Below are 13002 nucleotides of genomic sequence, written 5' to 3'. Positions count from 1 at the left end.
GCTCAGGTGGCCCGGTGCGCGGCGTCCGCCGGGACAGGCGAAAATCGGTTCCGTGGACGTCACTCTGCTCGGCACCGGTGCCCCCTCGGGACTGCCCCGCCCCGACTGCCCCTGTGCCGTGTGCGCGAGCGCGCTCGGCCCGGACGCGCGGGCGGCCACCGCGCTGCTGGTGGACGGGGCCCTGCTGCTGGACCTGACACCGGGCGCCGCCTTCGCCGCGGCCCGCGCCGGGCACTCGCTGGGCCGGGTCCGCCAGGTGCTCCTCTCCCACCCGCACGACGGGCCCGCCGTGGAGGTCCCCGCCGGACTCCCCCAGCCGGTCCGGGTGCCGGACGGCCGCGATCTGACCCTGCTGACGGGGCATCGGGTCCGGGCCCTGGCGATGGACGCGGGCGGTACGGGGTACGAGGTGACCGGGCCGGACGGGCTGAAGCTGCTGTACCTCCCGCCGGGCGGCTCCCCGGCGGGCCTGGAGCGGGTGGCGGAGCCGTACCACATGGTGCTGGCCGACATCGTGGGGCGCCCGGACGCGCTGGCCCGGCTGCGGGCGGCCGGCGGAGTGGGTCCGGCGACCGATGTCGTCGCGGTCCACCTGGACCACGACGTGCCGCAGGCGACGGAGTTGCCCCGGCGGCTGGCGGCGGCCGGGGCGCGGACGGTGCCGGACGGGCTGACGCTGGCGGTGGGCGCGTACGACGAGGTCCCGGACGTGCCGCGCCGGACGCTGGTGCTGGGCGGCGCCCGCTCGGGCAAGTCGGTGGAGGCGGAACGGCGTCTGGAGTCCTTCCCGGACGTGGTCTACGCGGCGACCGGCGGCACCCACGCCGGGGACCGCGAGTGGGCGGACCGGGTCGCCGCGCACCGCGAACGCCGTCCCGGCTCCTGGCGTACGGCGGAGACGACGGACCTGGTCCCGCTCCTCGCCGAGGACGGTCCGCCCCTCCTCGTCGACTGCCTCTCCCTCTGGCTCACCGACGTGATGGACGCGGTCGGCGCCTGGGACGACGCCCAGTGGGCCGACGGCGGCGAGAAGGCGCTGCGCGACCGCGTCCATGAACTGACCCGGGCGGTCCGCGAGACCCGGCGCACGGTCGTCGCCGTCTCCAACGAGGTCGGCTCCGGCATCGTCCCGGCCACCCCCTCCGGCCGCCGCTACCGCGACGAACTGGGCCGCCTGAACGCGGCGTTCGCCTCGGAGTGCGAGCAGGTCGTGCTTGTGGTGGCGGGTCAGGCGCTGGTGCTGCGGGGCTAGGACCGTCCTGGTCTGCGGGCCACGACCCGGTAGGTGTTGGCGAAGCGGGTCCGGCGGGTGAGGGGGCCCAGGAGGTGGTCCAGGGCGGTGGCGGCCCTCAGGGGGGCGCGCAGGGGGCGGGGGAAGGCCGTGGTGAGGTCCTGGGGCTGGTGGACGCGGGCCGTGGTGGTGACCGTGCAGCCCAGGGCGTGCAGTTCGGCCTCCAGGTTGGGCAGCGGGAGCAGGTGGGCGTGCCGGTGCGGGGGCCAGAGGGAGCCCAGGAGGGTGGCGTAGGCGCTGTCCGGGGCCGGGGCCTCGACGACGAGGTGGCCGCCGGGGCGGAGTACGGCCAGCGCGGCGCGCAGTTCGGCGCGGGGGTCGGGGACGTGGGCCAGGTGGTGGAGCATGCTGACCACGTCGTAGCGGGCGCGCAGCCGGTCGGTGACGCCGGGCGTGGTGAGCAGCCCCCGGTGGGCCTCCTCGACCCGGCCCTCGGCGAGCGCCCGTTCGACCCGCGCGGTGGGGTCGAGCCCGTCGAAGCTGGTGTACGGGAAGAACTCCCGCGCGGCCTCGGGGAAGTGGCCGTGCCCGGTCCCGACGTCGAGCCAGCTCTCGGGATCGGCCAGCCCCGCGAGGGCGAGGGCGCGGGCGGTGGCGCGGTGGGAGCGGCCGGGCGACGAGGGGGCGTCGGCGGGCGACCGGGGGTTCTGGAAGGCGTGGGCGCACGCCTCGCACTCGTCGAGGGCGACGGCTCGGGGTCCGCGCAGCCGGGTGCGCAGGCGGGCCGAGCCGCACCAGGGACAGTCCCCGCGGCGCGGGCCGGGGAACCGGTCGCTGACCTGCGGGGCGGAGGGCGGGGACGGCATGGCGGCTCCTGTACGGCATTTCGCGGTAAACCGGAACGTATGGGATGCCGATCTTGGGTGCAATGACGTGCGCCGGGCGTGGTGGCGGTGTGGCGCGGGGCGCCTCGCGCGCGGGCGGTACTGTTCCGCGAATGGACAGCCTTCAACTCGACGACTTCACCGATCTGATCGAGCGCCCGGACGGCGGCGTGCGCCGGGACGCCGAGGCGCGGCGGGAGCGCCTGGCCGTACCGTCCGGCGCGCTGGGCCGGCTGGACGAGCTGGGCGAGTGGCTGGCGGCCGCGCAGGGCGCGGTGCCGGTACGGCCCGTCGAGCACCCGAAGCTGGTCCTCTTCGCCGGTGACCACGGCATCGCCGCCCTCGGCGTCTCCAGGCGCCCGGAGGGCGGCGCGGCCGCCCTGGTCCGGGCGGTGCTGGAGGGCGCGAGCCCGGCCGCGGTGCTGGCCCGCCGGCTGGACGTGCCGGTACGGGTGGTCGACCTGGCCCTGGACTGCGACCCGGACGCCTTCCCCGCCGAGGTGACCCGGCACCGGGTGCGGCGCGGCAGCGGCCGGATCGACGTCGAGGACGCGCTCACCGCCGAGGAGGCCGAGGCGGCCTTCCGGGCGGGCATGGCGGTGGCCGACGAGGAGGCCGACTCCGGTACGGACCTGGTGGTGCTCGGCGATGTGAGCGTGGGCGGCACGACGGCGGCGGCGGTGCTGGTGGCCGCGCTGTGCGGGACGGACGCCTCGGTGGTGACCGGGCGCGGCGGCGAGGCCATCGACGACCTGGCCTGGATGCGCAAGTGCGCGGCGGTTCGGGACGCGCTTCGCCGGGCCCGTCCGGTCCTCGGCGACCAGCTCGAACTGCTGGCGACGGTGGGCGGCGCCGACCTGACGGCGATGACCGGGTTCCTCCTCCAGTGTGCGGTGCGCAAGCTGCCGGTGATCCTGGACGGCGTGGTGGCCGCGGCCTGCGCGCTGGTGGGCCAGCGGGTGGCGTTCCGGGCGCCGGACTGGTGGCTCGCGGGCCACGACAGCGGTGAGCCGGGCCAGGCGAAGGCGCTGGACCGGATGGCGCTGGAGCCGCTGCTGACCCAGGGCGTACGGGTCGGCGAGGGCGCGGGCGCGCTGCTGGCCCTTCCCCTGGTCCGCTCGGCCGCGGCGCTGGCCGCCGAGCTTCCGGAGCGGCCGGAGGCGGAGAAGACCGAGGAGCACCCGGAGTCCGCGGAGTCCGAGCAGAGCGTCTAGCCCGGCCGCGTCCCACGACGCCGATGAGCGCGGTTCACGGCAAATCCGGACATATGATCCCCGCTCATGGGAGATGCCCGAGTTGCCGACCGGTCGTGCGAGCCGGACCGACGGACGGAACCGGACCGGCGGACCGAGCAGCCGGGACGGCGGCCGGGCGGGGTGTCGTCCCGCCGGGCCGCCGCCGGTGCCGTCTGGTACCTGCGGGCCGTCGCGTTCGTCAACTTCCTCAGCGCGGTGTGGGTGTCGCTGGGCCAGGACGTGCGCCGCCACAACCAGGAGAACCTGTTCACGCCGTATCTGCTGACGGCCGGTTTCGCCTCGGGCGTGTTCACCGCGTTCCTCGCCATCACCATGCGGCGGCGCAAGCGGGCCGCGTGGATTCTCAACCTGGTGCTCAGCGGGGCGTTCCTGGCGCTGTTCGCGGTCGCCATGGCCTTCCCGGAGATCCGCCGCTCCCCGCAGAACTGGGTCTCCCTGGCACTGACGGCCGCCTTCGTCGCCGTCCTGCTGCTCGGCCGCCGGGAGTTCTACGCCAAGGGCGACCGCGCCAATCCCCGCCTCGCCACGGCCGTGGCCCTCGGCGGCGGTACGGCGGCCTCGCTGCTCGCCGCCCTGCTGGTGACGGCCACCAACCAGGCGCCGGACGCGGCCCGTTCGACGTTCTGGGAGCGCTGGCAGTACGGCACGGCGCGACTGGTGTCGGTGGCCACCGAGGAGTCCGGCTTCCCCGGCATCGACCCGCCCAACTGGGCCGACGTCAGCGTCAACGTGCTCAGCACCGCCCTCCTCCTCGCCGTCCTGTACGCCGCCTTCCGCTCCCGTCGCGCCGTCGACCCGCTCACCGAGGACGACGAGAAGCGGCTGCGGGAGCTGCTGGAGCGGCACGGCGAACGCGACTCCCTCGGCTACTTCGCGCTGCGCCGGGAGAAGAGCGTGCTGTGGTCCCCGACCGGCAAGGCGGCCGTCGCCTACCGGGTGGTGGGCGGGGTCAGCCTGGCCTCCGGGGACCCGCTCGGCGACCCCGAGGCATGGCCCGGCGCCATCGCGCCCTGGCTCGCCGAGGCGCGGGCCCACGGCTGGATTCCCGCGGTGATGGGCGCGAGCGAGGAGGCCGGGACCGTCTACGCCCGGCACGGCCTGGACGCCCTCGAACTCGGCGACGAAGCCGTCGTGGAGGTCGCCGAGTTCACCCTGGAGGGCCGCGCCATGCGCACCGTGCGGCAGGCGTACAACCGGGTGCGGCGGGCCGGGTACGAGGTGCGGATGCGGCGGCACGAGGACATTCCGGCGGCCGAGATGGCCCGTCTCGTGGAGCGGGCCGACGACTGGCGGGACGGCGCCACCGAGCGAGGCTTCAGCATGGCGCTGGGCCGGCTCGCGGACCCCGGGGACGGCCGGTGCGTGATGCTGGAGTGCACCGACGCCGGGGGCCGGCTGCGCGCCCTGCTGTCGTTCGTGCCCTGGGGTCCCGGCGGGCTCTCGCTGGACCTGATGCGCCGTGACCGGGACAGCGACAACGGGCTGATGGAGTACATGGTGATCGACCTCCTGCGCCGGTCGCGGGAGATCGGGGTCACCCAGGTCTCGCTGAACTTCGCCGTGTTCCGCTCGGTGTTCGAGCGCGGCGCCCGTCTCGGCGCGGGGCCGGTGCTGCGGCTGTGGCGCTCGCTGCTCAGCTTCTTCTCCCGCTGGTGGCAGATCGAGTCGCTGTACCGGGCCAACGCCAAGTACCGGCCCATCTGGGAGCCGCGCTTCCTGCTCTTCGAGAAGAGCGCCGACCTGCCCCGCATCGCCCTGGCGGCGGCCCGCGCGGAGGGATTCCTGGAGGCGCCGGGCCTGCCGAAGTGGCTGCACCGCAGACAACTGGAGACCCACCGGTGAGAGCGTGGGCGCGCGCCGAGTGGGGCCCGCTGTACGCGGCCCTGCGGACGGCGCTGCTCGCCCGCGGCCCGCTGCTCGGGGCGCCGCTGACGCTCGGCGCGGTGGGCCTGACCGCGCTGCTCCAGTTCGTGCAGAACCAGCCCTGGGGCTTCGCCCTGGTGGAGACGGCCGGCGCCGTACGGGCCGCCGACCCGCTGTGGCTGGCCCTGCTGCGCACCCCGCTCTCGCTGTTCGTGCCCGCCCTGGACCTGCCGGTGTGGGGCGCGCTGGCCCAGGTGCTCTGCGTGTTCGGCATCGCGGAACTCTCCCTGGGCCGCCGCCGCACCCTGCTCATCGCCTACACCGCCACGCTCGCCGGGACCTTGTACGCCCGTGCAGGCATCGCCCTCGGCCCGCACGCCCCCTTCGGCCTGCCCGCCTCGGACGCCCTCGTGGTGGACACCGGCCCGTCGGCGGCCGTGGTGGGCCTCGCGGTGTACGTCGCCGTACGGCACCACGCCCGCGTGACGGCGGTGGCGGTACCGGCGGCGATGGTGATCGAGGTGCTGCTCAAGGACAACCTGGCCGGCAAGGAGCATCTCGCGGCCCTGCTCGCCGTGGGCGCCCTGTGCCTGGCGGAGCTTCAGTCGCCCCTGGGCAGCCGGGCCGGGGACGGATCGGGCTTGCCGCCGATCCAGTCCTGAACCACCCGCTGGGGCCCCGCCCAGCGCCGGTCGTGCCGGTAGGCCCGCAGCAGGGACCGGGCGCGGGCACGCGGGCGCCGGCCGTAGAAACGCCGCGCCCAGAACGAGGCCGGCCGGGCCAGCCGGATGGCGCCCGCCAGGGCCAGCAGCGGCACGATCGCGCCGAACACGGCGGTACGGGCCTTGCCCTTGCTCAACGCGACGAGCGAGACGAGGAAGTTGGCGGTGACGAAGGCGATGACCTCGCCCCGGTCCTGCAGCTCGTCCTGCGAGAGGTCGTTGACCCCGAAGGGGGAGAAGCCGGCGAGCAGCAGCCCGACCAGCGCGGCGGTGACGACCACGACCTCGACGCTCTTGCGCCCCTCCGCGCTCCAGTACACGTCGTCCAGATGCAGGATCAGCGCGAACTCGTCCAGCACCAGCCCGGCGCCGATCCCGAAGACCACCGCGGCGATCGCGCCGCCCGCCCCGTGCCGGTCGCTGGCGACGGCGCCGAAGCCGCCGACGACGGTCAGCACCACACCGGGCACCACGTGATGGATGTGCACCCCGCCCGCCCGGACATTGCCGAACGGCCCCTTCCCGGCGCGGATCAGCCGGACGATGATCCGGGTGACGACGAAGGTGAGCACGAACGAGAAGAGGGCCAGCAGCAGCGGAAGCTTGCCCGGTTCCAGGATGTTCCGCTCCCACCAGTGCCCCATGTGCGCACTTTATCCCCGGCCCGCCGACCGGGCCCGGCGACAGCCCCGGTAGCCTGCGCCGATGCCCGAGACCCCGCCGCCCGACCCGCTCGACGGGCCCCGCTTCGCCTTCGGCACCCTCACCGTGATCCCGGTCCGGGTGCACCGCTGGGACCGGACGGCCGCGCGGGCGGGCATGCTGTGCGCACCGCTGACCGGACTGGCCGTCGGCCTCGCGGCGGCCGCGCTCGGGGTGTTGCTCCTGCTGCTGGGCGCGGGCCCGCTGCTCGCCGCCGTCGCCTCCGCCGCCGTACCGGCCGCGCTCACCCGCGGGCTGCACCTGGACGGGCTCGCCGACACCGCCGACGGGCTGGGCAGCGGCAAGCCCGCCGAGCAGGCCCTCGCCATCATGAAGCGGTCCGACATCGGGCCGTTCGGCGTGCTCACCCTGGTGCTGACGCTGCTGGCGCAGGCCGCCGCGCTCGCCGGGCTGTACGGCGAGTCGTGGGCGCGGGGCGCGCTCGGGGCCGTCGTCTCCGGGGCCGCGGCCCGGCTGGCGCTCACGCTGGCCGCGCGCACCGGGGTGCCGGCCGCCCGTCCGGAGGGGCTCGGGGCGGCGGTGGCCGGCGTGGTGCCGGTGCCGGGGGCGCTGGCGGTGGGGGCGGCGGTGACGCTGGCGGCCGGTGCGGGCGGGGCGCTGCTCGGGCCGTGGGAGGCGGTGCGCGCGGCGGCGGCCGTACCGCTCTGTCTGGTCCCGGCCGAACTCCTGCTGCGCCGCTGCGTCTCCCGCTTCGGCGGGGTCACCGGGGACGTGTTCGGCGCCCTCGCGGAGACCGCGGCCACGGCCGCACTGCTCGTGCTGTGCCTGGGAGGCACCGCCCCGCCGGCCGGCTGAGGACCGCAACTGTGCCGTACCCGGGGCCAGTTGTCCCACCCGCCCGACAGGGGTGCCCGGAGTGCGGGTGGCCGGGGTGGTCCTCGGCAATGAGCGAACGCGCGTACGCGCGTACTCTCGTGGCGGGTGTTCGCCGACAGGGAGTCGACCCACCCCTTGCGGCGGTCGCCCCTCGCGGACGACCGGCTTGCGCAAACGGCACCAGCAAACTTCACATCGGAAGCGAGATTTCACCACCGTGACTGCTCTGACTCTCAAGCCGGCCGCGGCGCCGGGCCCGCGGGCCGACGCGATCGTGATCGGTGTCGCCAAGGCCGGCACGGGCCCCGTCGTGGCGCCCGGCGCCGAGGCCGTGGACCAGGCGTACGACGGCGGGCTGGCCGGCGTCCTGAAGACCCTCGGTGCCTCGGGCGCCGAGGGCGAGCTGACCAAGCTGCCCGCCGCCGCCGGTCTCGACACCCCGCTCGTGGTGGCGGTGGGCCTGGGCGCCGAGCCCGAGGCGGACGCCGGGTACGACGCCGAGGCGCTGCGCCGGGCCGCCGGTGTGGCCGCCCGCGGCCTCTCCGGCACCAAGAAGGCCTCCTTCGCGCTCCCCGTCGACGGTCCGGGCGCGCTGGCCGCGATCGCCGAGGGCGTGCTGCTCGGCGCGTACGCCTTCGACGCGTACAAGGAGAGCTCGAAGGACGACAAGGCGAAGGACGACGGCGGCCCGCTCGGCGAGGCCGTGCTGCTGGGCGGCGAGGAGGGCGAGGCCGGTTACCAGGCCGCCGTCGACCGCGCGACGGCGGTCGGCGAGGAACTGAACCGCGCCCGCGACCTCGTCAACACCCCGCCGAACGACCTGGACCCCGCGGCGTTCGCCGCGATCGCGCAGGCCGCGGCCGACGAGCACGGCCTCACCATCGAGGTGCTGGACGAGCAGGCCCTGAAGGAGGGCGGCTACGGCGGCATCCTCGGCGTCGGCGCCGGCTCGGCGTCCGCCCCGCGCCTGGTGAAGCTGGCGTACCGGCACCCGGAGGCGGACAAGCACCTCGCCTACGTGGGCAAGGGCATCACCTACGACTCGGGCGGCATCTCGCTCAAGCCCGCCGGGCACAACGAGACGATGAAGTGCGACATGGCCGGCGCCGCCGCCGTGTTCGCCGCCGTCGTCGCGGCCGCCCGCCTCGGCCTCAAGGTGAACGTCACCGGCTGGCTGGCGCTCGCCGAGAACATGCCGTCGGGCTCCGCCACCCGCCCCGGTGACGTGCTGCGCATGTACAGCGGCAAGACCGTGGAGGTGCTCAACACCGACGCCGAGGGCCGCCTGGTGCTGGCCGACGCGCTGTGGGCGGCCTCCGCCGAGGAGCCGGACGCGATCGTGGACGTGGCCACGCTGACCGGCGCGATGGTGCTGGCGCTGGGCAACCGCACCTTCGGGATCATGGCCAACGACGACGCCTTCCGCACCTCGCTGCACGAGGTGGCCGAGGAGTCCGGCGAGCCGGCCTGGCAGATGCCGCTCCCCGAGCACCTGCGCAAGGGCATGGACTCCCCCGTCGCCGACATCGCCAACATGGGCGAGCGGATGGGCGGCGGCCTGGTCGCCGGCCTGTTCCTGCGCGAGTTCGTGGGCGAGGGCATCACCTGGGCCCACCTGGACATCGCGGGCCCGGCCTTCAACGAGGGCGGCCCCTTCGGCTACACGCCCAAGGGCGGTACCGGCACCGCCGTGCGCACCCTGGTGCGGCTGGCCGAGCAGACCGCCGACGGCGAACTCGGCTGACCCCGCGGGACGCCGCCGGGGGCGCGGACCGGGCCGGTCCGCGCCCCCGGCGTGAGGCGTCCGGCACGGACGTGGGGCGTCTCACACCCCGGCCCGGCGTCCGTCGCACCCCCGACAGGTGCAAAGATGGAGCCCGGCAGGACAGGGCCCCCACCACAGGGCCGAAGCATTGAGCGGCCGGACACCAGCCGCCTGCCGGTCATCGGAGACCGGCACAGGCGCACATGCATGGAGGACGTGACGTGGCGAACGACGCCAGCACCGTTTTCGACCTAGTGATCCTCGGCGGTGGCAGCGGTGGTTACGCCGCGGCCCTGCGCGGAGCGCAGCTTGGCCTGGACGTCGCCCTGATCGAGAAGGACAAGGTCGGCGGCACCTGCCTGCACAAGGGGTGCATCCCCACCAAGGCCCTGCTGCACGCGGGCGAGATCGCCGACCAGGCCCGCGAGAGCGAGCAGTTCGGCGTCAAGGCGACCTTCGAGGGCATCGACGTCCCCGCCGTCCACAAGTACAAGGACGACGTGATCTCGGGCCTCTACAAGGGCCTCCAGGGCCTGATCGCCTCCCGCAAGGTGACGTACATCGAGGGCGAGGGCCGGCTGTCCTCCCCCACGTCGGTGGATGTCAACGGGCAGCGGATCGAGGGCCGCCACGTCCTGCTCGCGACCGGCTCCGTGCCGAAGTCGCTGCCGGGCCTGGAGATCGACGGCGACCGCATCATCTCCTCCGACCACGCCCTCGTCCTGGACCGCGTGCCCAAGTCCGCGATCATCCTCGGCGGCGGTGTCATCGGCGTCGAGTTCGCGTCCGCGTGGAAGTCCTTCGGGGCCGACGTCACCGTCATCGAGGGCCTGAAGCACCTGGTGCCGGTCGAGGACGAGAACTCCTCCAAGCTCCTGGAGCGCGCGTTCCGCAAGCGCGGCATCAAGTTCAACCTGGGCACCTTCTTCGAGAAGGCCGAGTACACCCAGGACGGCGTGAAGGTCTCCCTCGCCGACGGCAAGGAGTTCGAGGCCGAGGTCCTCCTCGTCGCCGTCGGCCGCGGCCCGGTCTCCCAGAACCTCGGGTACGAGGAGCAGGGCGTCAACATCGACCGGGGCTACGTCCTGGTCGACGAGTACATGCGCACCAACGTGCCGACCATCTCGGCCGTCGGTGACCTCGTCCCGACCCTCCAGCTCGCCCACGTCGGCTTCGCCGAGGGCATCCTGGTCGCCGAGCGGCTGGCCGGTCTGAAGACCGTCCCGATCGACTACGACGGCGTCCCGCGTGTGACGTACTGCCACCCGGAGGTCGCCTCCGTCGGCATCACCGAGGCCAAGGCCAAGGAGATCTACGGCGCGGACAAGGTCGTCGCCCTGAAGTACAGCCTCGCGGGCAACGGCAAGAGCAAGATCCTCAAGACCGCGGGCGAGATCAAGCTCGTCCAGGTCAAGGACGGTGCCGTGGTCGGCGTCCACATGGTGGGCGACCGCATGGGTGAGCAGGTCGGCGAGGCCCAGCTCATCTACAACTGGGAGGCACTGCCCGCCGAGGTGGCCCAGCTCATCCACGCCCACCCGACGCAGAACGAGGCGCTCGGCGAGGCGCACCTGGCGCTGGCCGGAAAGCCGCTGCACGCCCACGACTGAGCCTTCGGCCCCCGGGCGCGACGACACAGACTTCCGCAATTCCTAAGGAGCAACAGAAACCATGGCGGTTTCCGTAACCCTTCCGGCGCTCGGTGAGAGCGTCACCGAGGGCACTGTCACCCGCTGGCTGAAGGCCGAGGGCGAGCGCGTCGAGGCCGACGAGCCGCTGCTCGAGGTCTCCACCGACAAGGTCGACACCGAGATCCCGGCCCCCGTCGCGGGCGTGCTGGCCTCCATCAAGGTCGCCGAGGACGAGACCGTCGAGGTCGGCGCCGAGCTGGCCCTGATCGACGACGGCTCCGACGCCCCCGCCGAGGCCGCGGCCCCGGCCGCCCAGGCCCCCGCCGCCGAGGCTCCGGCCCCGGCCGCCCAGGAGGCCCCGCAGTCCGCCCCGTCCACCGAGCAGGAGGCGCCCGCCCCGGCGCCGACCGCCGAGGCGGCCTCCGGCGGCGGTTCCGCCGAGGGCACCGACGTGGTCCTGCCCGCGCTGGGCGAGTCGGTCACCGAGGGCACCGTCACCCGCTGGCTGAAGTCGGTGGGCGACTCCGTCGAGGCCGACGAGCCGCTGCTCGAGGTCTCCACGGACAAGGTCGACACCGAGATCCCGGCGCCCACCTCGGGCACCCTGCTGGAGATCGTGGTCGGCGAGGACGAGACCGCCGAGGTCGGCGCCAAGCTCGCCGTCATCGGTGCCGCGGGTGCCGCCCCGGCCGCCGCCCCCGAGGCCCCGAAGGCGCCCGCCGCCGAGGCCCCGGCCGCTCCGGCCGCTCCGGCTCCGGCCGCCCCCGCCGCCCCGGCCCCGCAGGCTCCCGCCCCGCAGGCCCCGTCGGCCCCGGCGCCGCAGCAGCAGACCGCCCCGGCGCCCGCCCCGGCCCCGGCTCCCGCGCCCGCCCCGGCTCCGGCCGCTCCGGCCACCGCGCCGACCGCGCCGACCGCCACCCAGGCGACCGACGAGGGCGCCTACGTGACCCCGCTGGTGCGCAAGCTCGCCGCCGAGAACGGCGTCGACCTGGCCTCGGTCAAGGGCACCGGTGTCGGTGGCCGCATCCGCAAGCAGGACGTCATCGCCGCCGCCGAGGCCGCGAAGGCCGCCGCCGCCCCGGCTCCGGCCGCGGCTGAGGCTCCGGCCGCCGCGAAGAAGGCCCCGGCGCTGGAGGTCTCCCCGCTGCGTGGCCAGACCGTCAAGATGACCCGCATCCGCAAGGTCATCGGCGACAACATGGTCAAGGCGCTGACCGAGCAGGCCCAGCTCTCCTCGGTCGTCGAGGTCGACGTCACCCGTCTGATGAAGCTGCGCGGCAAGGCGAAGGACTCCTTCGCCGCCCGTGAGGGCGTCAAGCTCTCCCCGATGCCGTTCTTCGTCAAGGCCGCCGCGCAGGCGCTGAAGGCCCACCCGGTCATCAACGCCCGCATCAACGAGGCCGAGGGCACCATCACCTACTTCGACACCGAGAACGTCGGTATCGCGGTGGACTCGGAGAAGGGCCTGATGACCCCGGTCATCAAGCACGCCGGTGACCTCAACCTCGCGGGCATCGCCAAGGCGACCGCGGAGCTGGCCGGCAAGGTCCGCGCCAACAAGATCACCCCGGACGAGCTGTCCGGCGCGACCTTCACCATCTCCAACACCGGTTCGCGCGGCGCCCTGTTCGACACGATCATCGTGCCGCCGAACCAGGTCGCCATCCTCGGCATCGGCGCCACGGTGAAGCGCCCGGCCGTCCTGGAGACGGAGGAGGGCACGGTCATCGCCGTCCGCGACATGACCTACCTGACCCTCTCCTACGACCACCGCCTGGTGGACGGCGCCGACGCGGCCCGCTACCTGACCACGGTCAAGCAGATCCTGGAGGCGGGCGAGTTCGAGGTGGAGCTCGGCCTGTAACTCCCACGGCCTGTGAAGAAGCCCCCTGTCCAAGGACAGGGGGCTTCGCCGTTTCAGCACAGGTGAGCTGGACGTACTCAGGGGCGCGGGACTGTGCTGACATGCGGCTCCGCCGCGCGGGCGCGACCAGCCCCGGCACACCCGCACCCACCCCCAAACCGACACCCGCACGGCGAGACCCCTCGAAAACGCCCTGTGCAACTCGTCTCACCTGGGCAAAAGCCCCCCGATGCGCCGCACGGCACCC

The 13002-nt window shown here is 74.6% G+C and carries 10 protein-coding genes; 8 read left to right on the top strand and 2 right to left on the bottom strand.

From position 1 onward, the window contains the following. Positions 1-52: 52 nt before the first annotated feature. Complete coding sequence (locus E5082_RS06950) at positions 53-1252, top strand: bifunctional adenosylcobinamide kinase/adenosylcobinamide-phosphate guanylyltransferase (RefSeq protein ID WP_135790392.1); 1200 nt, start codon at positions 53-55, stop codon at positions 1250-1252. Here the strand turns inward: E5082_RS06950 and E5082_RS06945 are convergent. Beyond that, positions 1249-2097 (bottom strand): class I SAM-dependent methyltransferase, encoded by an 849-nt coding sequence (locus E5082_RS06945; protein ID WP_135790391.1) that lies wholly within the window; start codon positions 2095-2097, stop codon positions 1249-1251. The two genes, E5082_RS06950 and E5082_RS06945, sit on opposite strands and share 4 nt — an antisense overlap. A 131-nt stretch (positions 2098-2228) precedes the next feature. Between E5082_RS06945 and cobT the strand changes: the two genes are divergently transcribed. The 3 genes from cobT (at position 2229) to E5082_RS32630 (ending at position 5896) form a co-directional block, all read left to right on the top strand. Next, positions 2229-3329 carry a nicotinate-nucleotide--dimethylbenzimidazole phosphoribosyltransferase gene (cobT, locus tag E5082_RS06940; protein WP_135790390.1) on the top strand — a complete coding sequence of 367 codons (1101 nt, stop codon included), beginning with the start codon at positions 2229-2231 and terminating at the stop codon, positions 3327-3329. Positions 3330-3395: 66 nt separating this feature from the next. Beyond that, on the top strand, positions 3396-5213 hold the full coding sequence (locus tag E5082_RS06935; RefSeq protein WP_229918675.1) for a phosphatidylglycerol lysyltransferase domain-containing protein: 1818 nt from the start codon (positions 3396-3398) through the stop codon (positions 5211-5213). Continuing rightward, complete coding sequence (locus E5082_RS32630) at positions 5210-5896, top strand: hypothetical protein (RefSeq protein WP_190045178.1); 687 nt, start codon at positions 5210-5212, stop codon at positions 5894-5896. Before E5082_RS06935 ends, E5082_RS32630 begins: the two co-directional genes overlap by 4 nt. Here E5082_RS32630 and E5082_RS06925 read toward each other — a convergent pair. Continuing rightward, the gene (locus E5082_RS06925) at positions 5836-6600 is read right to left on the bottom strand and encodes a hypothetical protein (protein ID WP_135790389.1); all 765 of its coding nucleotides are present in this window, start codon (positions 6598-6600) and stop codon (positions 5836-5838) included. The two genes, E5082_RS32630 and E5082_RS06925, sit on opposite strands and share 61 nt — an antisense overlap. Before the next feature lie 61 nt (positions 6601-6661). Here E5082_RS06925 and E5082_RS06920 point away from each other — a divergent pair, with 61 nt between their 5' ends. The 4 genes from E5082_RS06920 (at position 6662) to sucB (ending at position 12755) form a co-directional block, all read left to right on the top strand. Continuing rightward, positions 6662-7474 carry an adenosylcobinamide-GDP ribazoletransferase gene (locus tag E5082_RS06920; protein WP_135790388.1) on the top strand — a complete coding sequence of 271 codons (813 nt, stop codon included), beginning with the start codon at positions 6662-6664 and terminating at the stop codon, positions 7472-7474. Between the two features lie 238 nt (positions 7475-7712). Continuing rightward, positions 7713-9239, top strand: a complete 1527-nt coding sequence (locus tag E5082_RS06915; protein WP_135790387.1) for a leucyl aminopeptidase — start codon at positions 7713-7715, stop codon at positions 9237-9239. 242 nt (positions 9240-9481) lie between these two features. Then, entirely contained in the window at positions 9482-10870 is a 1389-nt protein-coding gene (gene lpdA, locus E5082_RS06910; RefSeq protein ID WP_135790386.1) for a dihydrolipoyl dehydrogenase, read from the top strand. Positions 10871-10931: 61 nt separating this feature from the next. Further along, positions 10932-12755, top strand: a complete 1824-nt coding sequence (sucB, locus tag E5082_RS06905) for a 2-oxoglutarate dehydrogenase, E2 component, dihydrolipoamide succinyltransferase (RefSeq protein WP_135790385.1) — start codon at positions 10932-10934, stop codon at positions 12753-12755. Positions 12756-13002 lie beyond the last annotated feature (247 nt).

The organism is Streptomyces griseoluteus (genome assembly GCF_004784465.1).
Classification (GTDB): Bacteria; Actinomycetota; Actinomycetes; order Streptomycetales; family Streptomycetaceae; genus Streptomyces; species Streptomyces griseoluteus.
The sequence above is the reverse complement of the archived record's forward strand: the minus strand, read 5'-3'. Positions and strand labels throughout refer to the sequence as shown.

Excerpts from the sequence above, each read along its gene's own strand:
- E5082_RS06945 (WP_135790391.1), bottom strand. The coding sequence starts at position 2,097 with ATGCCGTCCCCGCCCTCCGCCCCGCAGGTCAGCGACCGGTTCCCCGGC.
- cobT (WP_135790390.1), top strand. The coding sequence starts at position 2,229 with ATGGACAGCCTTCAACTCGACGACTTCACCGATCTGATCGAGCGCCCG.
- E5082_RS06935 (WP_229918675.1), top strand. The coding sequence starts at position 3,396 with ATGGGAGATGCCCGAGTTGCCGACCGGTCGTGCGAGCCGGACCGACGG.
- E5082_RS06925 (WP_135790389.1), bottom strand. The coding sequence starts at position 6,600 with ATGGGGCACTGGTGGGAGCGGAACATCCTGGAACCGGGCAAGCTTCCG.
- E5082_RS06920 (WP_135790388.1), top strand. The coding sequence starts at position 6,662 with ATGCCCGAGACCCCGCCGCCCGACCCGCTCGACGGGCCCCGCTTCGCC.
- sucB (WP_135790385.1), top strand. The coding sequence starts at position 10,932 with ATGGCGGTTTCCGTAACCCTTCCGGCGCTCGGTGAGAGCGTCACCGAG.